Below are 22,973 nucleotides of genomic sequence, written 5' to 3'. Positions count from 1 at the left end.
TTTATAGCTCACAATTATTAGTTTGTTGAATTATTCCGTGCGCGCCAGACTATCGCGGCCTTGCCAAGGCCCGATTACAGGGCAAAAACCCAAAAACCTGCGTGCATCCGGAACATCCATGACAACTGAATTCGTTCCCGACTCCGAAGCCACCTACAACTACAGGGTGGTCCGCCAGTTCGCGCTGACGACCCTGTTCTGGGGGGTGTTCGGCATGGCCATGGGCGTCGTCATCGCCGCCCAGCTGGTCTGGCCCGAACTGAACCTCGGCCTGCCCTGGACCAGCTTCGGTCGCATACGGCCGATCCACACCAACCTGGTGATCTTCGCCTTCGGCGGCGGCGCCCTGTTCGCCACGTCCTTCTACGTGGTGCAGCGCACCAGCCGGGTACGGCTGATCTCCGATCGCGTGGCCAGCTTCGTGTTCTGGGGCTGGCAGGCCGCGGTGGTGGCCATCCTGTTCAGCTATCCGCTGGGCTTCACCACCTCCAAGGAATACGCCGAGATGGAGTGGCCCATCGCCCTGTGGGTGACCATCGTCTGGATCGCCTACGCCTGGCTGTTCTTCGGCACCATCGCGCGGCGCACGGTGCGCCACATCTACGTCGGCAACTGGTTCTACGGCGCGTTCATCATCGTCACGGCGATGGTCCACATCGTGAACCACGCGGTCATCCCGGTGGGCCTGCTCAAGTCCTACCCGCTGTACTCGGGCGCCACCGACGCGATGATCCAGTGGTGGTACGGCCACAGCGTGGTGGGCTTCATCCTCTCGGTGGGCTTCCTCGGCATGATGTACTACTTCGTGCCCAAGCAGGCCGAGCGGCCGATCTACTCCTACCGCCTGTCCATCGTGCACTTCTGGGCGATCATCTCCCTGTACATCTGGGCCGGTCCGCACCACCTGCACTACACCGCGCTGCCCGACTGGGCGCAGACCCTCGGCATGGTGATGTCGGTGATCCTGCTGGCACCGTCCTGGGGCGGCATGATCAACGGCATGATGACCCTCTCCGGCGCCTGGCATAAGCTGCGCACCGATCCGATCCTGCGCTTCCTGGTGGTGTCGCTGGCCTTCTACGGCATGTCCACCTTCGAGGGCCCGATGATGGCGATCAAGACCGTCAACGCCCTGTCCCACTACACCGACTGGACCGTCGGCCACGTGCACGCCGGCGCGCTGGGCTGGGTGGCGATGATCAGCATCGGCACGCTCTACCACATGATCCCGCGCCTGTACGGCCGCGAGCGGATGCACAGCATCGCGCTGATCAACGCGCACTTCTGGATGGCGACCATCGGCACCGTGCTGTACATCGCCGCCATGTGGGTCAACGGCATCTCCCAGGGCCTGATGTGGCGCGCGGTCAACGCCGACGGCACCCTCACCTACTCCTTCGTCGAGGCGCTGGAAGCCAGCCATGCCGGCTACGTGGTGCGCCTGATCGGCGGCGGCATCTTCGCCAGCGGCATGCTGCTGATGGCCTGGAACGCCTGGTGCACCGTGCGCAGCGGCGAGCGGGTGGCGCCGCGTATCCCTGCCGCCGTCGCGCACTGAGGAGAACCGCCATGCTGATCCTGTCCTGCCTCACCCTGCTGAGCCTGTTCGGCCTGTACCGCAGCCTGAAGGGCCATTCCGCCGAGGAGCTGGACGCTGCCGCGCACCTGCCCTTCGCCGACGATCCCCAGGCCATGTGGCGCCTGGCCGCTGCCGAGTCGCGCCGGCTGGTCGCCTGAGGGCCAGCCGCCAACCGGGTGTTCCATGCCATGGATGGCGCCCCGTCCCACGAGGACGCCTTGGAGCCCGCCGCTACCCGCGCGCGGGCTCGTCTTTTCCCCGACATCTTCGGCAACCTGGCCGGCGGCAAGGGGGATGACGAGCGGGCGGCCGGGAGTTCAGCGCAGAGACGTTGACTCCGTCACATTTCCCGCTCCCCTGCGCATGCGCTAAAGTCGCGCCCTGCTTGGATTTTTCACAGGGACGAGGCGATTCATGGCGGTGCCTGCGCAACCGAAGTGTCTGGTATTCGATCTGGAGGTGGTGCCGGCAACTGCCGACCAGCCGGCGCGGATCATCAAGCTCGGCGCCCTGCGCCCGGACACCGGCGCGGAGCTGGAGCTCGACACCCCGTCGCCCCAGCGCCTCGACGCCGCCCTCGGGCAGCTGGACCAGTTGGCCGAGGGCGCCAGCTTCCTGCTCGGCCACAACCTGCTGGCCCACGACCTGCCGCTGCTCGAGGCGGCCGCTCCCGGCCTCGCCCTGCTGCGCCTGCCGGCCATCGACACCCTGCGCCTGTCGCCGCTGGCCTTCCCGCAGAATCCGTACCACCGGCTGATCAAGGACTACAAGCTGATCCGCGCCAGCCTCAACTCGCCGCTGGCCGACTGCCGGGCGACCCTGGCGCTGTTCCTCGACCAGCAGCAGGCGTTCCGCCAGCTGCACGCGAGCCGCAACGAGGAGCTGCTCTGCTACCAGGCGCTGGTCGCGCCGCAGGTCGGCGCCGGTCTCGGCAATTTCTTCATGCACATGAGCGGCCAGCGGCCGCTGCCGGTCGAACGCCTCGGCGAACTGCTGCCGGCGCTGCTGCGGGAAAGCGATCCCACCCTGTCCCGCGATCTCAAGGTCTGCCGCACCCGTCTGGCCAGCCTGATTGCCCATGACCTGCACCAGGCAGAGCGGCACTGGCCGCTGGCCTACGCCCTCGCCTGGCTGCGGGTGGCCGGCGGCAACTCGGTGCTGGCGCCCTGGGTGCGCCACCAGTTCCCGGCGGTCGCCCAGTTGATCGGCGAGCTGCGCGACCAGCCGTGCAGCGATCCCGCCTGCCAGTACTGCCGCAGCGCCCACGACCCGCGCCACGAGCTCAGGCGCTACTTCGGCTTCGACGACTTCCGCCGCGAGGCGGGCGGCGCCAGCGCGCAGGAGGACATCGTGCTGGCCGGCATGCAGGGCCGCTCGGTGCTCGCGGTGCTCGCCACCGGCGGCGGCAAGTCGCTGTGCTACCAGCTGCCGGCGCTCAACCGCTACCACCGCAACGGCAGCCTGACGGTGATCGTCTCGCCGCTGCAGTCGCTGATGAAGGACCAGGTCGACGGCCTGCTGGCGCGCAACGTGCAGTGCGCCGCCGCGCTCAACGGCCTGCTGACCCTGCCCGAGCGCGCCGACGTGCTGGAGAAGCTCCAGCTCGGCGACGTCGGCCTGCTGCTGGTGTCGCCCGAGCAGTTCCGCAACAAGGCGCTGCGCAGCGCCCTCGCCCAGCGCCAGATCGGCGCGTGGATCTTCGACGAGGCGCACTGCCTGTCGAAGTGGGGCAACGACTTCCGCCCCGACTACCTGTACGTCGCGCGCTTCATCCGCGAATTCAGCGGCGACACGCCGCTGGCGCCGGTCGGCTGCTTCACCGCCACCGCCAAGCTCGACGTGCTGGAGGACATCCGCAGCCACTTCCGCGACGCGCTGGACATCGAGTTCCGCGAGTTCATCGGCACGCCCGAGCGCAGCAACCTGAGCTTCGAGGTGCAGCCGGTCGGCGCCGGCGAGAAGTGGCCGCGCACCCACCAGTTGCTCGAGGACGAGCTGGCCGGCCGCGACGGCGGCGCCGTGGTGTTCGTCGCCAGCCGCAAGAACGCCGAGGGACTGGCCGAATTCCTGCAGCGCCAGGACTGGGCCTGCCGCCACTTCCACGCCGGGCTGCAGCCCCATGAGAAGAAGGACATCCAGGACGCCTTCAAGGACGGCCGGCTGCGGGTGATCGTCGCCACCAACGCCTTCGGCATGGGCGTGGACAAGCAGGACGTGCGCCTGGTGATGCACGCCGACATCCCCGGCTCGCTGGAGAACTACCTGCAGGAGGCCGGCCGCGCCGGGCGCGACCAGCAGCAGGCGCGCTGCGTGCTGCTCTACGACCCGCAGGACATCGAGACCCAGTTCGGCCTCAGCGAGCGCTCGCAGCTCAGCCAGCGCGACATCCAGCAGATCCTCAGGAAGCTGCGCGACGAGAGCAAGCGGCGCAAGGGCGGCCAGCTGGTGATCAGCGCCGGCGAGATCCTCCAGGGCGTGCAGACCAGCTTCGACGCCGACGACCGCGACGCGGAGACCAAGGTGGTCACCGCCATCGCCTGGCTGGAGCGCGGCCGCTTCCTGCGCCGCGAGGAGAACCACACGCGGGTGTTCCCGGCGCGCCTGAGCCTGCCGGAAGACGAAGCCGAGGCGCGCCTGAAGCAGGCCCGCCTGCCGGCCCACCGTCTGGAGGAGTTCCGCGCCATCCTGCAGTACCTCTACGCCGCGGAGGCCGACGAGCGCGTCAACACCGACCGGCTGATGACGCTCACCGGGCAGACCGCCGAGGAAGTCGCCGGCAGCCTGCGCCAGCTGGAGGAGCTGGGTCTCTTGGAGAACGACACCCAGCTGACCCTCTACCTGCGCCACGCCATGGCCGACGCCTCGGCCGAGCGCCTGCGCCAGTCGCTGCAGCTGGAACAGGCCCTGCTGGAAACCCTGGCCGAACTGGCGCCGGACGCCGGCGAGGGCGACTGGCAGGACCTGCACCTGCCCGCGCTGACCGCCCAGCTGCGCGAGACCGCCACCCTGCCCGGACTGCTGCCGCTGCACCTCCTGCGCCTGCTGCACAGCCTGGCGCAGGACCGCGACGGCGACCGCCAGCAGGGCAGTTGCCTGGAGCTGCGCCAGCTCAACCGCGACTACCTGAAGCTGCGCCTGCGCAATGGCTACGGCTGGCGCCAGGTGGCCGAACTGGGCGAGAAGCGCCGCGCCATCGCCGCGGTGCTGCTGCCCTTCCTGCTCGGCAAGCTGCCGGCCGGTGCGCGCGGCAAGGACCTGCTGGTGACCACCACCTTCGGCGAACTGCGCGGGTTGCTCGAGACCGACCTGGAGCTCGGCCCGCGCATCCGGCCGGAGCAGCGCCAGGCCGCCCTCGAGCACGTGCTGCTGTACCTGCACCAGCAGGAGGTGCTCACCCTCAACCACGGCATGAGCGTGATGCGCCGGGCGATGACCATCGCCATCGACCCCGAGCGCGACAGGCAGAACTACCTCAAGGAGGACTTCCAGCGCCTCGACGAGCACTACCGCGAGCGGCGCATCCAGGTGCACGTGATGCGCGAGTACGCGGAGATCGCCCTGCGCGAGATGGCCGCGGCGCTCAATCTGGTGCTGCACTACTTCAGCGACAGCAAGCAGGCGTTCCTGCGCCGCTACTTCGCCGGCAGGGACAAGGTGCTGGCGCTGGCCACCAGCGAGGCCTCCTGGCGGGCGATCACCGGACCGCTCGACGCCACCCAGCGCGACATCGTCACCGACGGCGAGCGCAACCGGCTGATCCTCGCCGGCCCCGGCTCCGGCAAGACGCGGGTGATCGTGCATCGCATCGCCTACCTGCTGCGCGTACGCCGGGTGCCGGCCAGCGCCATCATCGCGCTGACCTTCAACCGCCACGCCGCCAACGAGATCCGCCGGCGCATGCTCGAACTGGTCGGCCAGGAGGCCTTCGGCCTCACCGTGCTGACCTACCACGCCATGGCCATGCGTCTGACCGGCACCAGCTTCACCCGCCGCGACAAGGTCGACGAGCGCGAACTGGAAGCCCTGCTGGAGCGCGCCGCCGAACTGCTCGAGGGCCGCCAGTTGGTGGAGGGCGAGGAGGACGACCTGCGCGAGCGCCTGCTGCGCGGCTACCGCTACATCCTGGTCGATGAATACCAGGACATCGACGAGCGCCAGTACCGCCTGGTCAGCGCCCTGGCCCAGGCCAGGCGGCGCAGCGAGGATGGCGACGCCGACCTGTGCATCCTCGCCGTCGGCGACGACGACCAGAACATCTACCAGTGGCGCGGCGGCAGCAACCGCTACATCGAGCGCTACCGCGCACAGTACGGCGCCGAGATCAGCTACCTGGTGGAGAACTACCGCTCCAGCCAGGCGATCATCGTCGCCGCCAACCGGCTGATCGAAGGCAATCCGGGGCGGCTCAAGGCCGCGCAGCCGATCCGCATCGACCGGCAGCGCCAGGCCGAGGCGCACGGCGGCCGCTGGCAGACGCTGGATGCGCAGCGCCAGGGCCGCGTGCAGCTCCTGCAGCTGCCGGCGAGCGACCGCGAGCACGGCAACCTGCAGGCCCAGGCGCTGCTCGGTGAGCTGCAGCGCCTGCTCGATCTGGAGCAGTGCAGCGACTGGCAGGGCTGCGCCGTGCTCGCCCGTACCCGCCGCTACCTGCAGCCGCTGCAGGCCTGGTGCGAGCAGCGGGGCGTCGCCTACCACCTCGCCGACGACCAGGACAGCCTGCCGCTGACCCGCCAGCGCGGCTTCGTCCGCGCCATCGAGCGGCTGCGCGCGGGCGATGCGCTGCCGGACGTCGCCGGGCTGCGCGCAAGCCTCACCGAGTGGGCGGCCGGGGCCGAGTGGCGGACGTTCTTCGCCACCGCCCTGGAGCAGCTGCAGGGCGAGCTGGGCGACTGCCGGCTGTCGCGCGCGGCGCTGATCGACTGGCTGTACGACTACGCCCGCGAACTGCGTCAGCAGGCGCGCCCCGGCCTGTACCTGGGCACCGTGCATTCGGCCAAGGGCCTGGAGTTCCGCCACGTGGCGCTGCTCGACGGCGGCTGGCAGCAGCGCCCGGAGCAACTGGAGGAGGAGCGCCGGCTGTACTACGTGGGCATGACCCGGGCGCGGGAAACCCTGACCCTGGCCGCCTTCCAGCCCGTCAACCCGTTGTCCCGCGCCCTCGCCGGCGAGGTGCAGGAACGGGACTTCGCCGGCCGCCACGACCCGCGGCTGGCGACCCGCTACCGCACGCTCGGCCTGCAGGAGATCGACCTCGGCTTCGCCGGCCGCCACCCCGCGCAGGCGCCCATCCACCAAGCCATCGCCGAGTTGCAGCCCGGCGCCCCACTGCAGCTGCGGCAGGACGGCGAGCGCCATCTGCTGCTCGACGGCCAGGGCCGCTGCGTCGGTCGCACCTCGCTCGCCTTCCGCCACGACCTGGAAGTCGGGCACTGCGAGGTGGCCGGCATTCTCACCCGCTACGCCGAGGACGAAGCGGAGGAGTTCCGCAGCGGCCTCAGGTGCGCGCAGTGGGAGATCGTGGTGCCGCGCCTGCGCGGGCGGGAGCGCGGCGCCTGATGACGATGGGCGAAGATGCTGACAAGCTTACGCCCCCACATTTTCCAGGCATGACGACGGCCCGACCACTGTCCCCGAGACGCAGGCTGTCGCCGAGGCCGGAGGATTACACTTGTCATCGGACAACGCTGCCAGCGACGAAGAGTGAAGCCATGACCGCATCCCCCACCGGCCAGCCCGCACCCGGCTGGCTGCCCTCCCCCGCCCTGCTGGCCCTGCTCGACGGTCTCGGCGAGGACGACTTCCTCGACCGTTTCCTCGACTGGGTCCACGCCGTGCTGGGCGCCGACCAGTGCATGCTGTTCTTCTGCGCCGCGGACAAGCGCGTCTCCACCCTGCTGTACAAGGACTTCGCCCAGGACGAGTCGGCCCGCGCCCTCGCCCACTCCTACATCAGCGAGCGCCGCTACATGCAGGACCCCAACTTCGCCCTGCTCAAGGAATGCCCGCCGGGCGAGCTGCACGTGCTGCACCTGGAACACCTGGGCAACGAGATGGGCCCCAACTACCGGCGGCGCTTCTTCGACGAGCCGGGCTTCAAGGACAAGCTGTCGATCATCCGCGGCCACGCGGCGGGCAACTACTACCTCAACCTGTACCGCCGCGCGGGCAGCTTCAGCGAGGTGTTCCGCGATCCCGAGGACGAAGCCGCCGCCGCGCGGATGCTCAGCAGCCTGCTGGTCAAGCACTACCTGATCAACCAGAAGATGCTCGCCCAGGGGCCGCTGGCCTTCCTCTCGCACCGCGAGCAGCAGGTCTGCCAGGCGGTGCTGCAGGGCAAGAAGAGCGAGCTGATCGCCGACGAACTGGGCGTCTCGCTCAACAGCGTGGCCACCTACCGCAAGCGCGCCTACGAGAAGCTCGGCATCTCCAGCCGCGCCCAGCTGTTCGCTCTCTGCCAGTGAGCTGTCACCATTTTCAGGTGACAACCCCCGCCGACAGGCTCCATTAACCTGATCTCTTCGTAGTAGTCACCCACTACAAGAATCGAGAGAGAGCGTGCCCATGAAACCCGAGAGCCACATCAAGCAAGCCGGTCGTCCGTTCAATGGCGAGGAATTCCTCGCCAGCCTGCGCGACGGTCGCGAGGTCTACTACGCCGGCGAGCGCGTCGAGGACGTCACCACCCACCCGGCGTTCCGCAACTCGGCACAGACCGTGGCCTCTCTCTACGATGCCCTGCACGCCCCGGAAACCAAGGACAAGCTGTGCTGGGCGACCGACACCGGCAACGGCGGCTACACCCACAAGTTCTTCCGCTACGCCCGCTCCCGCGAGGAGATGCTCGAGCAGCGCGACGCCATCGCCGAATGGGCGCGCATGAGCTACGGCTGGATGGGCCGCACCGCCGACTACAAGGCCGCCTTCGGCGACACCCTGGGCGCCAACCCCGAGTTCTACGGCCGCTTCGAAGGCAACGCGCGGACCTGGTACAAGCGCATCCAGGAAAACTGCCTGTACCTGAACCACGCCATCGTCAACCCGCCGATCGACCGCAACAAGCCGAGCGACACGGTCAAGGACATCTACGTCCACGTCACCCGCGAGACCGACGAGGGCATCTACGTCAACGGCGCCAAGGTGGTGGCCACCAACTCCGCGCTGACCCACTACAACTTCATCGGCCAGACCGCGGCCCAGGAGATCGGCGACGATCCCGACTTCGCCCTGTTGTTCATCACCCCGATGAACGCCAAGGGGGTCAAGCTGATCTCCCGCGTGTCCTACGAGAAGAACGCCACCGACACCGCCTCGCCGTTCGACTACCCGCTGTCCTCGCGCTTCGACGAGAACGACGCGATCCTGATCCTCGAGAACGTGTTCATCCCCTGGGAAGACGTGCTGATCTACAAGGACAAGCAGAAGCTGGTGCAGTGGGGCTTCGCCGCCGGTTTCGGTCGCCTCTACCCGCTGCAGGCATGCACCCGCTTCGCGGTCAAGCTGGACTTCCTCGCCGGCCTGCTCGAGCAGGTGCTGGAGTGCACCGGCGCCATCGACTTCCGCAGCGTGAGCGCCGATCTGGGTGAAGTGGTGGCCTGGCGCAACCTGTTCTGGTCGATCACCGACCACATGTGCCTGGCCGCCGAGAAGTGGCAGAACGGTGCCTACCTGCCGCCGACCGAGTCGGCATTCAACTACCGCACCTTCGCGCCGATGGCCTACGACAAGATCTTCCACATCATCAAGACCACCGCGGCCAGCGGCCTGATCTACCTGCCGGGCAGCAACGTCGACCTGCAGAATCCGGAACTCGACGCCGCCCTGGCCCGCTACTGCCGCGGCTCCGGCGACATCAAGCACACCGACCGGATCAAGATCATGAAGCTGATGTGGGACGCCATCGGCACCGAGTTCGGCGGCCGCCACCACCTGTACGAGCTGAACTACGCCGGCACCGCCGACGCCATCCGCATCCAGTGCCTGGGCAGCGCCCGCGCCACCGGCGAGATGAAGAAGATGCGCGAGCTGTCGCAGAAGTGCATGAGCGAGTACGACGTCAACGGCTGGAAGATCCCCGGCCTGAAGTAACCGCCCGCCCCACGAAAAAAGCCGGACCCTGTGTCCGGCTTTTCTTTTGTGTGCCCCGCAATCGCCGCCGCCCACCGCTCCCAGCATCGATCATGCCACCCCAGGCAATTCTCGCCTAAAGTCGTAGAAGAGTTTCAAGTAAAACAACAGGCTGTGTGATATTTTCGCCACCCGTTTGAAACCGGCGGCCTGACGTCCTGCACTCCTGCAGCCAGTCCGGTGTCGCCGCGGTGTCAGGACGATTGCCAGGAGGCGCCTTACCCACCTGTTGTCCCGCAGTGTCCTCGCTCGTTCGCAGACATGCAGACCATGCAGTCCAAGGTCAGGGCTCTCCTGTTTGTTGAACGTAGATGCGAGGCACTTCTTTATGAGCAATACCCGGGTCCAGTCCCATCAGGATCAGGTCGCAGCGGAGTCCGTCGATTCGTCGGGACTGGAGGTCACGCGCCTGAGCTTCCTCGAGGCCGTGGCGATGATCGTCGGCACCAACATCGGCGCCGGCGTGCTGTCCATGGCCTACGCCAGCCGCAAGGCCGGCTTCATGCCGCTGCTGATCTGGCTGGCAGTTGCCGGCGTGTTCACCACCATTTCCATGCTGTACGTGTCGGAAACCGCGCTGCGCACCCGCACCCACAGCCAGCTCAGCGGCCTGGCCCAGCGCTACGTGGGCTCGTTCGGCGCCTGGGCGATCTTCGTCTCGGTGGCGGTCAACAGCATCGGCGCGCTGATCGCCTACATGAGCGGCAGCGGCAAGATCCTCAGCGCTTTCCTCGGCATCGACCCGGCGCTGGGCAGCCTGCTGTTCTTCGCGCCCGCAGCGCTGGTGCTCTACCTCGGCCTCGGCGCCATCGGCAAGGGCGAGAAGTTCATCAGCATCGGCATGGTCAGCATGATCGTCATGCTGGTCATCGCCACCCTGGTCCACGACAACACCGACGTCGCCCGCCTGTTCGAGGGCGACTGGGTGTACATGGTGCCGGTGTTCAACATCGCCGTGTTCTGCTTCTCCGCCCAGTACATCGTGCCGGAGATGGCCCGCGGCTTCAGCCACGCGCCGGCACGCCTGCCCAGGGCGGTGATCACCGGCATGGCGCTGACCTTCGTGCTGCTGGCCATCGTGCCGATGTCGGTGATTTCCCTGACCGGCCTGGAGAACCAGACCGAGGTGGCCACCCTGGCCTGGGGCCAGGCGCTCGGCCAGTGGGCGTTCTACACCGCCAACACCTTCGCCCTGTGCGCCATGCTGACCTCCTACTGGGGCCTGGGCGGCAGCTTCCTGACCAACATCTTCGACAAGTTCCACTCCCTCGGCGCGGAAACCCAGCCCAAGACCCGCCTGGTGGTGCTCGGCCTGGTGTGCGTGCCGCCCTTCGTGCTGGCCTACAGCGGCATGGTCGGCTTCGTCAACGCGCTGTACTTCGCCGGCGCCTTCAGCGGCGTGATCCTGTCGATCATGCCGATCCTGATGCTGCGTGCCGCGCGTCGCCACGGCGACCTGCAGCCGGCCTGGCAGTGCGGCTGGATCGCCCATCCGGCGGTGCAGGCGACCATCGTGGCGATCTACCTGGCCAGCGCCGCCTACGCGGTCTGCAGCGCCCTGGACCTGCTGCCGGCCGGCTGGTGATCCCGCCCCGCAGGAGCCCGCAGAGCGGGCTCCTGCGTCTATCCGCCACTCGCCAGGACAATCCTTGATCCGCACCATGCGCTACCCGCACACAGCGCGGCACACGACGAGCCAGCGATTCCCGCCGCATGGACTTCCATGCGTTGCGGATACTGGCCATGCAGCCCCAGGAGACGACTCATGAAGCATGGTGTCATTTACGGCGGCCTGGCCGGCGCCGCCTGGGGGCTGGTGTTCCTCTCGCCGGCCCTGCTCCCCGACTTCTCGCCCCTGCTGCTCAGCTGCGGGCGCTTCCTCATGTACGGCCTCATCGCCCTGCTGATCGGCCTGCCGCTGGCACGCAGCCTGTGGCGCCGGCTGACCCTGGCCGACCTGCTGGCGCTGGTGCGCCTGTCGCTGACCGGCAACGTCGTCTACTTCATCCTGCTGGCCGCCGCCGTGCAGCGGGTCGGCATCGCACCCGCCTCGCTGGTGATCGGCGTGCTGCCGCTGACCATCACCCTGCTCGGCCGCAACGAGGCCGACGCCCCGTCCCTGCGCCGGCTGCTCTGGCCGCTGCTGGCGGTGCTGGCCGGCATTGCCTGCATCAACCTGGAGGCGCTGCTGCTCGGCGGCGCTCCGGAACAGCCGCTGGGCGAGCGCGTACTGGGCATGCTCTGCGCGCTGCTGGCGCTGGCCTGCTGGAGCTGGTTCGCCGCCGACAACGCACGCTGCCTGAAGCGCCAGACGCACTTCAACAGCAACGAGTGGTCGCTGCTCACCGGTGTGGTCACCGGCCTGCTGGCCGGCGGCCTGTGGCTGGCAGCCGACCTGCTCGGCCTCGCCGCCGCCCGGGTCGAACTGCCCACCGAGCGCTGGCAAGCCTTCTGGCTGGTCAACCTGACCCTCGCCGTGGTCGCCTCCTGGCTCGGCTACACCTTCTGGAACGCCAGCACCCGCCGCCTGCCGCTGACCCTGTCGGGACAGATGGTGGTCTTCGAGACCCTGTTCGCACTGGTCTACGGCTTCGTCTACCTGCAGCGCCTGCCCAGCCTGCTGGAGGCCTTCGCCATCGTCCTGCTGCTGGGCGGAGTCTGCGTTGCGGTGACGCGGCACAGCCGGCCGTCCGCTGCGGGCGCCAGCACCTGACGCCACACCTCGATGCAAACAGGGAGAGGCTGAAAAAAACTTCCACATTTCAGAAGCTTAGTGTATAGTCACCCTAGTTTTCCGGCATACGGAAACACTTCGGGGCGTAGCGCAGCCTGGTAGCGCACTTGCATGGGGTGCAAGGGGTCGAGTGTTCGAATCACTCCGTCCCGACCAAAAATCCCTAGAAAATCCAAGCACTTACGGGTGCTTGGATTTTTTTATGCCTGCCGTTTGGGGTGACCAGTGCGCAATGAGCCTTTTTGGTCACCGTTGGGTCACCGTTAGCAAAAAGCTTCGTGAAGCCGCGAGCGAACAGCTATCAGCCCTGCTGCCAGGTGACTGATTTCTCTTCCCGTGATGCTGCTGGCTCGCACACAACGATGAAGCTCGCCCTTGAATACATTCACCAGATCAGCTGCTAGGAGTCCTGCACAGTTTCGGCCAGCCTCTGACTTCGGAAGGAAGTCGAACCTATTAACTTTAGGCGGCATCCAGGGCGCCGTGCTGGTCGCTGGTGGAGAGTTTTGAGGTGTCCTGCTCGGCTGGCCAGCTCACGGGGCATCAGCCGGATGCAGCCTCAGGTGCGCGTGGAGCACATGGTCAAACAATGATGCAATGTCGTCTTCACCCATGGGGCCGGCTTGATGATGATGCGCTGGCCGCAGCACCGTTGTGCCGCCTCTGGTCTTCCAGTCAAACACAAAAAAGTGCGCCCCTTCTACTTCACTCAATGGCTTCACTAGTTGCCAGGTCCGGGTGCTGATCGCATAGAAGGCCAAAAACAGGCTGAGCGCCTGTCGACTGCGCTCATCAGGCACAGGCAGAGCATCGTACTCACACAGCGTGTCGGCCAAGATGTCCCCAGGCTGCGGGAAACGTCGAACCAAATCCCCCATCAGGTCACGGCGCGACATCATGCTCCGGTACAGGCGAGCTCCGGCTTGCGTCACAAGTCTCGGGCCGGCTTCGATGTTCACGCTATACAGCCACAGTTTTACGGGGTTGATGGCGAGATCTAACGAGTCTAGATTCCACCCAGCATCCTTATGAATGCGACTCAGCATCGCGAGGCGGTAGCGGTCAAGGTCGCTCCCATGAGTCATCGTCTTCCTCCAAAAAACAAAGGTTGGAAGCTGGAAGCCTCCGGGGATACAGGATTGCTCGTGTGCCTGGCTGCAGGGCTGGACCTTCCGGGAAAGCAGGCGACCTGAGGGCTACGTCCCTCTCTCGCGAAGGCGAAAGGCTGTCGAGGAGCATGGCGATATGGCAGTATCATGCATGATTGAAGGGTGAAACTGATACGGACCATAGGGAGCTGGCATGGATTGGGATGCCCTAGTGCAACGCTTGTGGGGAGTAATCGAGTCCCGAGGGTTCGAGGCGTTCTCAGCACGTCTGCGATCTGCGTTGCCGGATAGGTCGTGTGAGGCACTGACACAGGCCGTCCGGTGTCTCCATGCAAGTGGTCATTCTGACATCGCCCAGTCCCTGTTGGGTGAGTTCCTGTCGCATCACGCATATTCGAGCGGGATCAAGCGTCGACTGCAGATGCTCCTGTTGTTCGAGACGCGCTATACGCCTGAAGGACATGGCACTCCCTCGGACATCGAATCCGTGATGGCGGAGGTCCGGCATCTGCTTGACTCGAGCAGTTTCGACAAGGCGACCAAGCTGATTCTTGACGCACTGGAAATGTGCGATGACCCCTACCTCCTCGAGCTGCTGGGGCGCGTTCATGCGTTGCAGCACGCATCAGGAAAAGATACAGAAAATGTTTCGCCCCGCACCGCTGCGTCCATGGCTGCCGCCCCTCAGGATCAGGACGACTACTCAAGAGATGAAGTCGACGATCTTGACTTCGTCTGGCAGGAGACATCCCTCTCTACGCAGCAGGCTCATGACAGCGAGTGCGTGAAAGCTGCCGAAACAGTGCAGGCAGTCATCTCCGCCAGTATTCCAAGAGCTCCAGATGCCATCGAGTGGCTGGTCGAGCTCGATGACGAAAGTGACGCCCCATTTCTGGAGGCTCGTGGCTCAACGCCTGTCATCGCCAACGAGAAAGCTTCAGTTGCAGCCAGACTGCCTTCATTCCCAGATGAATGGCAGGCGGATGATCATGCTCACCCTGTTTCGTCCCCCAAGTTAATCACCACCCAAAAGCGCTCCAAGTTTTACCAGCAGGAGCAACAGGCCTTGGCCTTCATTCAGGCTCATCCGGCGTGCTTGGTCGCGGATCTGGCTGCGGCCCTAGAGCTGCCCATGGAGCTGGCCAACTACCTTGCAGCAACCCTACAGACTGACTGGATCGAGAAAGACCGACTGGGCCGACTCACGATCAAGCGGAAGCCCCAACTGCCTTCTACAGAGCCCGAGTCCGTCAGAGATGATCGGGATGGCGCCGGAGCCATGCCGTCCCAACATGAGGATGACACCCCGGCATCTACGGGCAGCGCCAGCAAACCGGCCACAGATATTGCTGCCAAATGCGCTGCACTGCCAGAACGATCAAGGCAATTGCTTCGCTACGTCATCGACAACCCCGGGCAGACAACACATACCGTTGCAGAAGCGCTCGGCCTCAGTCTTGCAGTAGTGCACAACCTGCTGAACGGTGGGCTTGGCGAGTATCTGGAATGCACCAACTTCGTGGTACACCCTCGCCCGGAGGTTGCTGCTGCTCCGAAGGGCTCTCAGCTTGAGACTTCGCATCCGGCGGCGGCGCTACAAGGCCAACGGAGCATGACGTCTACCGCAGCGTCCACACCGGGGCGAGAGCTACCAGATGACCTGGATGTGTCTTCTGCCGATATTGCAAAAGCTGCAAAGCTGTCACGCCTTTCTCCCTCAAGCAAAAGGCTCCTGGGACTCCTCCATACGGAGCGACAGGCTCTAAGCAAGGATCTTGCCCAGAAGCTTGGCCTTGAGATCGAGCAGGTGAATCAGGCATTGCTCGGCGCACTCAGCGAACATGTCACTGTGAAGCACAGCTTCTGGCGCTTGGATGAGCGAGCCGTTCCAGCACTCAGGCTTGCCGGCATCATCTAGATGGAATTCCTGCCTTCGGGTACGGGCCATGCGATGAACGGCAGCTCCGAGCCGCGGATGAACTCATACAGCCACGCCAGATCCGGAGCCGGAGTCCTGAGACCACATTCCCACAGCTCGATGACCCGCCAGCCGTCCATCAACAACTGCACCCGACTCCTTGCATCACGCTCCACGTTCTGGTGGAACTTTTGCTGCCAGAACTCAGGTCGCGTTGCAGGGACAGTCGAGTATCGACACCCTTCGTGGCGATGCCAGAAGCATCCATGTACGAAGATGCAGACCCTGTATCTTGGGAGAACGATATCGGGGGAGCCTGCAAGGTGCCTCACATGCAGCCGATACCGGAAGCCCTGTGCATGCAGCAATCTGCGCACCTTCATTTCCGGCCGGGTATCCTTACCGCGGATGCGGGACATCATGCGGGAGCGGACTTCTCTGCTGACTATGTCCATTCGTAATTTCCCCGTATTCGGGTCCGAAACTCACATCAAGGCGTCATGAATCGCGTGCAACCAATCCAGGTAGTGGATCTCTTTGCCGGCCCGGGAGGGCTTGGGGAAGGTTTCTCATCATATGACAACGGCCAGAGGTTCGAGATTGTTGTCTCGGCGGAAAAGGATCCCGTGGCCCACCGAACCCTGCGGCTTCGTGCATTTTTCAGGCTGCTGAAGCAAAACAACCCTGAAGCCTTGAGTGACTACTACGCCTACTGCAATGGTCTTGCCAGTGAGCCTTGGTCATCACGTAGCGAGCATGAGTGGAAGGAGGCCGGGGATGAGGCGCGCTGCATCACTCTCGGCTCGGAGAAGGGAAACGAAGAGCTCGATTCGATACTGCAGCGGCGCCTGGACCGAGAGCTACCATGGGTACTCATCGGCGGACCACCCTGTCAGGCCTATTCGCTGGTGGGGCGAGCCCGCAATCGAGGTAATGCCGACTATCGCCCGGAAGATGATCACCGCCACTTCCTCTACCGCGAATACCTGCGCATCATCCAGCGCTATCGGCCTACAGTGTTCGTCATGGAGAACGTCAAGGGCATCCTTTCCTCCAAGGTCGGCGGGAAGGCCATCTTTCCCGAGATCCTGCAGGACCTCGCCAACCCCGATGTCGCTCTTGGGTTCACCGACGTGGGCCGGCGCTATCGCATCTGCTCGCTGGTCACCGATGAGACATACACTGCTGGCACCGATCCTGCCACGATCGACTCGAGTGGGTTCGTCATCCGCGCAGAGCGGCATGGGATCCCGCAGGCACGTCACAGAGTAATCCTGCTCGGGATCGCCGAGGACGAACAAGGCATGGTCCCTGAGCACGGCAAGCTAGATTTGCGTGGCGAAGTGACGGTCGGCAAGGTTCTAGAGAAACTCCCCCCTCTGCGCAGCAGCCTGTCCAGGGGGCGCGATTCCAACGAGGCCTGGTACACGGAGACATGCGACCAGCTGGACCTTCTGTACAGGGAGCTGCAGGAACGCCCGTTCAAGAGCGGCTCGGATAGCAAGCTCCTGCTGGCCATGGAGCTGCAACAGATTCGCAGGGACATGCTCAACAAGGCTCCGGACGATATCGGTGGGCTGCGCTATCGCAGATACGAGAGCGAGGGCCGAACCGGAGATCGCGAACTGGATCGCTGGTATCTGGATGATAGGCTGCAGGTCTGGCTGAATCATGAAGCTCGTGGCCACATGCCTTCCGACCTCAGGCGCTATGTCTATGCTGCAGCCTTTGCGAAAGTGGCGGGTTACTCGCCAAAAGGCCATCTGGAATTCGACCTGCCCAGCCTTGCCCCGGAACACAAGAACTGGGAAAGCGGCAAGTTCAGTGACCGCTTCAGGGTGCAGCTGAGGAACGCGCCATCAACTACCGTCACCAGCCACATCTCCAAGGATGGTCACTACTTCATCCATTACGATCCTGTGCAATGTCGCAGCCTGACAGTCCGAGAGGCCGCAAGGTTGCAGACCTTCCCAGACAACTACTTCTTCCAGGGTAACCGTACCCAGCAGTTCCACCAGGTAGGAAATGCCGTCCCCCCGCTCCTGGCAGCAAAGATTGCTGCCATCGTTGCCGGCGTGGTCGATAAAGGGCATCGGTCAATTGCGGATGCTGCCGACAGACCGGAGGTGCTCGATGCTCGATAGTGGTGTTTACAACGTGGCCTCGAGACATGCTCCGCCGCGTGCAAGTGCGATGATCGAAGCACTGAGAGGCCTCGGCTACAATACGGCAACGGCACTGGCAGACATCATCGACAACAGCATTGCCGCAGGTGCCGATCTGGTGCAACTGCAGTTCGACTGGCATGAAGATGCCAGCCGGATACACCTGCTGGATAACGGTCGAGGCATGTCGTCTGCCGAGCTGGACAAGGCAATGCGACTCGGGGAGCGCAGCCCACTCGAGGTCAGGGAGGCTTCGGACCTCGGCCGCTTCGGCCTTGGATTGAAGACGGCATCCTTCTCACAGTGTCGTCGCCTGACGGTTGCAACCATAAATCAGAACGGACTTGAGTGTCTGCGCTGGGATCTGGACGTGCTGGCGGCCAGCGCCGATGACGGTTGGCATCTGCTGGAAGGTGCCCACGCAGGATCAGAACGGTTTCTCCAGCCACTCGTCGACGCAGGCAAAGGCACCATGGTCCTGTGGGAAGTACTGGACCGGATAGTTACCAAAGGATACGCGGTACAGGACTTCATCGACTTGACGTACCAGGTGGAGCAGCATCTCGGAATGGTCTTCCATCGCTTCCTTGCCGACAAGCGTCTGCGAATCCTGCTCAATGGCCGCGCAGTCCGGGCATGGGATCCATTCCTGACCGGCCACCCGGCCAAGCCCTGGAGTCCTCCCCCAGCTGCCTGCCCGGTCGCGCGGGAAGTAGTTGCACAGTGTCATGTGCTGCCGCACCGTGACCGCCTTTCGAGCAAGGAGTACGACGATGCAGCGGGCCCCAGAGGCTGGACAGCCCAGCAGGGCTTCTACATCTATCGGAACGAACGCCTGCTGGTAGCTGGAAGCTGGCTCGGGCTTGGCTCGGGTCGTGGCTGGACCAAGGACGAAGCCCATCGGCTGGCTCGCATTCGACTCGACATCACGAATACCGCCGATACCGACTGGAAGATCGATATCCGCAAGTCGACAGCCAGACCTCCGGTAGCCATGCGCGCATGGCTGATCCGCCTTGCCGAGGTGACACGTGCAAGAGCACGCAGGGCCTTCGCACACAGGGGCAAACCGGTCGGCGTCGCCCAAGGGAAGCCGATCATCGAGGCCTGGAAGTCAGAGAAGTTCAGCGGCGGCACACGATACCGCATCGATCTCGAGCACCCGTCCGTGCGAACCGTACTGGACGAGGCAGGCTCGCTGCTCCCTCAGATTCGGGCCATGCTGCGGATCATAGAAGAAACGGTACCAGTCCAGCGCATATGGGTCGACACTGCCGAAGACAAGGAAACACCGCGCACCGGATTTGCCGGGGAGCCTCCTGCCGAGGTGTCCTCGATACTCGAGGTCATTTACGGCAACCTGATAACACACAAAGGCTTCTCGCCCGAACGGGCCCGAGAGAAGCTGTTGCATACGGAGCCTTTCCACAACTTTCCCGAGCTGATCGCCGCACTGCCGGATCAGCCCTGAAACAGGACAACAGCAGGAAGCAAGGATGTCTGAAGAAAGCAAGAAGAGCGTCATCAAGATCGTGCAGGAGTTGCTGGTAGCACAGAACACCGACGCCGAAGTGACCCCCGGCATGATCAGCGAGATGATCGACCGGGTACTGCTGCTGAACCCGGCCTGGGGGAGCGGTCTTGATCGCGATGCGGTCACCGACGAGCTCATCCGGCGCTTCAGCGTCTGGGTCGGACAGGATGCGACACTGGTCGACAATACCGATCATGTGCCGTGGTTGACACCTGACAGGAAGAGAGACTGGCGCTACTGGCAGCGCTATCGGGAGTGGCAGGAAAACAAGCTGCCATGGTCTGCCGTGGAGTCCATGGAAAAGTCCACCGATGCGGTCCTTGGGCTGCTGGAGGATCCGAAGCGCGATGGCCCCTGGGACAGACGGGGGCTTGTGGTAGGTCATGTGCAGTCGGGAAAGACCGGCAACTATACCGGACTCATATGCAAGGCGGCCGATGCCGGCTACAAGATGATCATCGTGCTTGCCGGCCTGCACAACAACCTCCGCTCGCAGACCCAGATGCGTCTGGATGAAGGTTTCCTTGGGTACGAGACGGGGTCAGACCCTGAGGCAACCCAGCTGATCGGGGTCGGGAAGATCGATGGCTCCCCGTCAATCAGACCGCACTACGCCACGAACAGGACTGAGACGGGAGATTTCAACACCAGGTTTGCGAAGAACCTCGGCATCTCACCTGAGGAGCGCCCTTGGCTGTTCGTAGTCAAGAAGAACAAGGCTGTACTGACCCGACTGCTCGACTGGTTGCAGAAGCATGTGGCCAACAGTCAGGACAAGGAAACCGGCAGAAAACTGATCAGTCATCTTCCCCTGCTGATGATCGATGACGAGGCGGATCACGCCTCCGTGGATACCGGTGAAAAGGTGGTTGGCGAGGATGGCTTGCCGGATCTCGAGCATGAGCCGACCACGATCAACCGGCTCGTACGACGGATACTGCACACCTTCACCCGCAAGGCCTATGTCGGGTACACGGCCACGCCTTTTGCCAACATATTCATCCACGAAAAGGGCAACACTGCCGAAGAAGGGCCAGACCTTTTCCCGGCAGCCTTCATCACCAACCTTGCTGCCCCATCGTCATATGTCGGTCCGGCGCGGGTCTTCGGGCTGTCTGGCGAGGATGGCCGTGAAGGTGGGCTGCCGCTCATCCGAACCGTGACGGACCACTGTAGCGAGGATGGCCGTACCGGATGGATGCCGCTTCGTCACAAAAGCTCTCACCTGCCAGCTTATCCCGGGCCTCATGGCATGCCGGAGTCCCTGGTCGAGGCGGTCAATGCATTCATCCTTGCCTGTGCCGTCCGCAACCTGCGTGGGCAGGGTGCGGAGCACTGCTCGATGCTGGTACACGTGACACGCTTCAACAAGGTACAGGAAGTCGTCCATCGTCAGATCGAGGCCTATGTCGGGAGAGTCAAACAGCGCCTTGCCCGTGGCATCGACAGCGCTACTCTGCTGACGGAGCTGCATCGACTGTGGCTGCAGGACTTCGCACCGACCAGTGACAGGATTGTCTCTGAACTGGAGCTCACGGATGAGTGCGTAATCCCTGACTGGACTGAGGTGCAGGCCCAGCTGCTTGATGTACTCGACGCGTTGGATGTTCGCATGATCAACGGCTCCGCCAAGGATGCTCTCGACTACGCAGACAGTCCGGTCGGACTCAAGGTCATAGCAATCGGTGGCGACAAGCTGGCACGGGGTCTCACCCTGGAGGGGCTCGCAGTCAGCTATTTCCTGCGTGCCTCGAAGATGTACGACACCCTGATGCAGATGGGCCGCTGGTTCGGATATCGTCCGGGCTATCTCGATCTCTGCCGCCTCTACACCACTGCCGACCTTGTGGAGTGGTTCGGACACATCGCCGATGCCTCGGAGGAGCTGCGAGAAGAGTTCGACTACATGTGCGCGAGTGGCGGCAAGCCGATCGACTACGGGCTCAAGGTAAAGTCGCACTCGGTACTCATGGTGACTTCGCGCCTGAAGATGCGTTCGGCAAAGCCCCTGTACCTTTCGTTCAGCGGCCAGATCTCAGAAACGATTGCCTTCTTCAGGGAGCCGGATGCCCTGAAGAGAAATCTTGTGGCATTCGAGCGTTTTGCGGGTCAACTCGGTGTAGCCGGCCCCATCCCGGTACAGAAGCGAAACGGCAAGACGGACACTTGGCAGGGGGCACTGTGGAGCAACGTCGAAGCAGAACACGTCGTCTCCTTCCTGCATGACTACGAGACCCACCCTGAATCCCTGAAGGTGAACAGCAAGCTGCTGGCGAGATTCATCGATGAGATGAGCAGAAGCGGTGAGCTTACACGCTGGACGATAGCTGTGGTCTCGGGCGGCAGCCAGAAGAGTTACCTGGCAGGCGGGCAGGAGGTTTTCCTGATGAAGCGGAGTGGCAAACAGTTGGCGGATCGCTATGCGATCGGCAGGCTGCTTTCACCCCGGGATGAAGCCCTAGATCTTGATGAGGCTGCATGGACTGCTGCGCTCAAACTGACCCAAGATGCATGGCACGCCGACGAAGGCCGCCGAAAGAGCAAGGAGTTGCCTGATGCACCCAATGGAATTGCCATCCGCCGGGTTCGCGGCTTCGGTGCCGAGGGTGTCGTCCCCCATCCGGAGCGCGGCCTACTGATCATCTCGCTGCTGGATCCGCAGCAAGCCGAAGAAGGCTTCGCTCCGGATACTCCGCCTGTGGTTGCATTCGCGATCAGCTTCCCCGGAAGCAACTCGAATACCAAGGTCGAGTACATGGTCAACAACGTCCTTCTGCAGAGCTGGGAGCAACTGTATGGCGCGTGTGACTGAGTCGGAATTGCTGGCAATCTGGCGCCCCTTGGCAGGAGGCGGCCTCGAAGAGGGCTGGCGTAGCATCGCCATGGCCGAATATGGCAGCTGCCGGGTTAGAGCTGCCCGCCGCTTTCCGGGCAACGAGGAGGCTCTGCTGATCGGCTTTCCTTCCCTGAAGCTGCCGGCGCAGAATCAGCTGCCGCAGGGGCGTGGCTTCCGAGTGGAGAGAGTCAACCTCGGAGATGCCGGACGAGGCTTGGGCTGGCTTTCCTTGGTGCGGCAGTCTGCCGGCAGCCTCGAGCTCTTCGCCAAAATGGTTGTCGATATCCTTGCTTCGCTGGAGGAGTGCGCACAAGCCGGAGAGGAAGTCCTTTTCCAGCGATATCTGGGCCGGATACGTGCGTGGCAGGATTTCATGCGCAAGGGCCGAGATGGCCTGAGTCCGGAAGAGGAGCTCGGGCTGATCGGAGAGCTGGAGTTCCTGAGCCAGCTGCTAGGTGAGGATATCCCGCTGTACACGGCAGTAGATGCATGGAAAGGCCCACTGGACGGACTGCATGACTATGAGCTCGGGAATGGCTCCATCGAGATCAAGACGACCACCGCCAGTGAAGGCTTTCCAGCAAAGATCGATTCATTGGAGCAGCTTGACGACTCACTGCGATGCCCGCTCTACCTGGCGGGTGTCAGGCTGCAACTGAATGAGGATGGACTCACCCTCCCACAGCAGATCGCCCGGATTCGCGAGCTGGTGAAGTCGGATCCTGAGGCCACCAGGTACTTCGAGAATGCGCTGCTACATGCGGGCTATCTGGATGCTCATGCAGACCTCTACACACGGCCGTTCCTGCTGGCGGAGCTGGCGATCCATCGTGTGGGTGACGGCTTCCCCAGGCTGACACCGTTCAATGTACCGCTTGGCGTGCTGCGCGTGAGATATGAAATCGATCTCGGACTCGTTCAGTCTGAAAAGGTCGGGATCAAGGACGTATTGCAAGAAATTGGAGTATTTTGAA

At 63.9% G+C, this 22,973-nt stretch carries 14 protein-coding genes and 1 tRNA gene; 13 read left to right on the top strand and 2 right to left on the bottom strand.

The annotated features are described in order from the left end of the window. The first annotated feature begins 118 nt into the window (after positions 1-118). The 8 genes from ccoN to RA210_RS18825 all read left to right on the top strand — a co-directional run bounded on the left by ccoN (position 119) and on the right by RA210_RS18825 (position 12,593). Positions 119-1,558, top strand: coding sequence for a cytochrome-c oxidase, cbb3-type subunit I (gene ccoN / locus RA210_RS18860; protein WP_136489039.1), 1,440 nt, complete (start codon positions 119-121; stop codon positions 1,556-1,558). 11 nt (positions 1,559-1,569) lie between these two features. Beyond that, entirely contained in the window at positions 1,570-1,737 is a 168-nt protein-coding gene (locus RA210_RS18855; RefSeq protein ID WP_168772482.1) for a hypothetical protein, read from the top strand. Positions 1,738-1,993: 256 nt separating this feature from the next. Next, entirely contained in the window at positions 1,994-7,135 is a 5,142-nt protein-coding gene (locus tag RA210_RS18850) for a RecQ family ATP-dependent DNA helicase (RefSeq protein WP_201487640.1), read from the top strand. 152 nt (positions 7,136-7,287) lie between these two features. Beyond that, positions 7,288-8,040, top strand: a complete 753-nt coding sequence (locus tag RA210_RS18845; RefSeq protein ID WP_201487639.1) for a helix-turn-helix transcriptional regulator — start codon at positions 7,288-7,290, stop codon at positions 8,038-8,040. 100 nt (positions 8,041-8,140) lie between these two features. After that, complete coding sequence (locus RA210_RS18840) at positions 8,141-9,664, top strand: 4-hydroxyphenylacetate 3-hydroxylase N-terminal domain-containing protein (RefSeq protein WP_201487638.1); 1,524 nt, start codon at positions 8,141-8,143, stop codon at positions 9,662-9,664. A gap of 367 nt (positions 9,665-10,031) precedes the next feature. After that, entirely contained in the window at positions 10,032-11,288 is a 1,257-nt protein-coding gene (locus RA210_RS18835) for an aromatic amino acid transport family protein (RefSeq protein WP_136489035.1), read from the top strand. Between the two features lie 180 nt (positions 11,289-11,468). Beyond that, positions 11,469-12,416: a DMT family transporter gene (locus tag RA210_RS18830; RefSeq protein WP_201487637.1), complete on the top strand. Its 948-nt coding sequence runs from the start codon at positions 11,469-11,471 to the stop codon at positions 12,414-12,416. 100 nt (positions 12,417-12,516) lie between these two features. Then, positions 12,517-12,593: transfer RNA gene (locus RA210_RS18825), tRNA-Pro, on the top strand. A 377-nt stretch (positions 12,594-12,970) separates the two neighbouring features. On the opposite strand, the gene RA210_RS18820 is transcribed toward RA210_RS18825, so the two are convergent. Then, positions 12,971-13,396, bottom strand: a complete 426-nt coding sequence (locus tag RA210_RS18820; protein WP_201487636.1) for a hypothetical protein — start codon at positions 13,394-13,396, stop codon at positions 12,971-12,973. A 514-nt stretch (positions 13,397-13,910) separates the two neighbouring features. Here RA210_RS18820 and RA210_RS18815 point away from each other — a divergent pair. Continuing rightward, a complete protein-coding gene (locus RA210_RS18815) occupies positions 13,911-15,464 on the top strand; it encodes a hypothetical protein (protein WP_201487635.1) in 1,554 nt (517 codons plus the stop codon). On the opposite strand, the gene RA210_RS18810 is transcribed toward RA210_RS18815, so the two are convergent. Beyond that, complete coding sequence (locus tag RA210_RS18810) at positions 15,461-15,919, bottom strand: very short patch repair endonuclease (RefSeq protein WP_201487634.1); 459 nt, start codon at positions 15,917-15,919, stop codon at positions 15,461-15,463. The genes RA210_RS18815 and RA210_RS18810 overlap by 4 nt on opposite strands. A 45-nt stretch (positions 15,920-15,964) precedes the next feature. Between RA210_RS18810 and RA210_RS18805 the strand changes: the two genes are divergently transcribed. From RA210_RS18805 to RA210_RS18790, 4 genes are read left to right on the top strand one after another with little or no spacing between them, the layout of a single operon-like run. Continuing rightward, positions 15,965-17,608 carry a DNA cytosine methyltransferase gene (locus tag RA210_RS18805; RefSeq protein WP_201487633.1) on the top strand — a complete coding sequence of 548 codons (1,644 nt, stop codon included), beginning with the start codon at positions 15,965-15,967 and terminating at the stop codon, positions 17,606-17,608. Between the two features lie 49 nt (positions 17,609-17,657). Then, the gene (locus RA210_RS18800) at positions 17,658-19,100 is read left to right on the top strand and encodes an ATP-binding protein (protein ID WP_201487632.1); all 1,443 of its coding nucleotides are present in this window, start codon (positions 17,658-17,660) and stop codon (positions 19,098-19,100) included. A gap of 25 nt (positions 19,101-19,125) precedes the next feature. Further along, positions 19,126-21,975 carry a Z1 domain-containing protein gene (locus RA210_RS18795; RefSeq protein WP_201487631.1) on the top strand — a complete coding sequence of 950 codons (2,850 nt, stop codon included), beginning with the start codon at positions 19,126-19,128 and terminating at the stop codon, positions 21,973-21,975. Next, positions 21,959-22,972 (top strand): PD-(D/E)XK motif protein, encoded by a 1,014-nt coding sequence (locus RA210_RS18790; RefSeq protein WP_201487630.1) that lies wholly within the window; start codon positions 21,959-21,961, stop codon positions 22,970-22,972. Before RA210_RS18795 ends, RA210_RS18790 begins: the two co-directional genes overlap by 17 nt. Position 22,973 lies beyond the last annotated feature (1 nt).

Origin of the sequence: Pseudomonas sp. OF001 (assembly GCF_904426495.1) — a bacterium.
Lineage (GTDB): Bacteria > Pseudomonadota > Gammaproteobacteria > Pseudomonadales > Pseudomonadaceae > Geopseudomonas.
Note: the sequence above shows the minus strand (reverse complement) of the source record. Positions and strands in the feature narration are given on the sequence as shown.

Bases quoted from the DNA above. Each gene is read 5' to 3' on its own strand.
- RA210_RS18795 (WP_201487631.1), top strand. From the start codon at position 19,126: ATGTCTGAAGAAAGCAAGAAGAGCGTCATCAAGATCGTGCAGGAGTTG.
- RA210_RS18835 (WP_136489035.1), top strand. From the start codon at position 10,032: ATGAGCAATACCCGGGTCCAGTCCCATCAGGATCAGGTCGCAGCGGAG.
- RA210_RS18840 (WP_201487638.1), top strand. From the start codon at position 8,141: ATGAAACCCGAGAGCCACATCAAGCAAGCCGGTCGTCCGTTCAATGGC.
- ccoN (WP_136489039.1), top strand. From the start codon at position 119: ATGACAACTGAATTCGTTCCCGACTCCGAAGCCACCTACAACTACAGG.
- RA210_RS18830 (WP_201487637.1), top strand. From the start codon at position 11,469: ATGAAGCATGGTGTCATTTACGGCGGCCTGGCCGGCGCCGCCTGGGGG.
- RA210_RS18800 (WP_201487632.1), top strand. From the start codon at position 17,658: ATGATCGAAGCACTGAGAGGCCTCGGCTACAATACGGCAACGGCACTG.
- RA210_RS18855 (WP_168772482.1), top strand. From the start codon at position 1,570: ATGCTGATCCTGTCCTGCCTCACCCTGCTGAGCCTGTTCGGCCTGTAC.
- RA210_RS18845 (WP_201487639.1), top strand. From the start codon at position 7,288: ATGACCGCATCCCCCACCGGCCAGCCCGCACCCGGCTGGCTGCCCTCC.
- RA210_RS18810 (WP_201487634.1), bottom strand. From the start codon at position 15,919: ATGGACATAGTCAGCAGAGAAGTCCGCTCCCGCATGATGTCCCGCATC.
- RA210_RS18850 (WP_201487640.1), top strand. From the start codon at position 1,994: ATGGCGGTGCCTGCGCAACCGAAGTGTCTGGTATTCGATCTGGAGGTG.
- RA210_RS18790 (WP_201487630.1), top strand. From the start codon at position 21,959: ATGGCGCGTGTGACTGAGTCGGAATTGCTGGCAATCTGGCGCCCCTTG.
- RA210_RS18805 (WP_201487633.1), top strand. From the start codon at position 15,965: ATGAATCGCGTGCAACCAATCCAGGTAGTGGATCTCTTTGCCGGCCCG.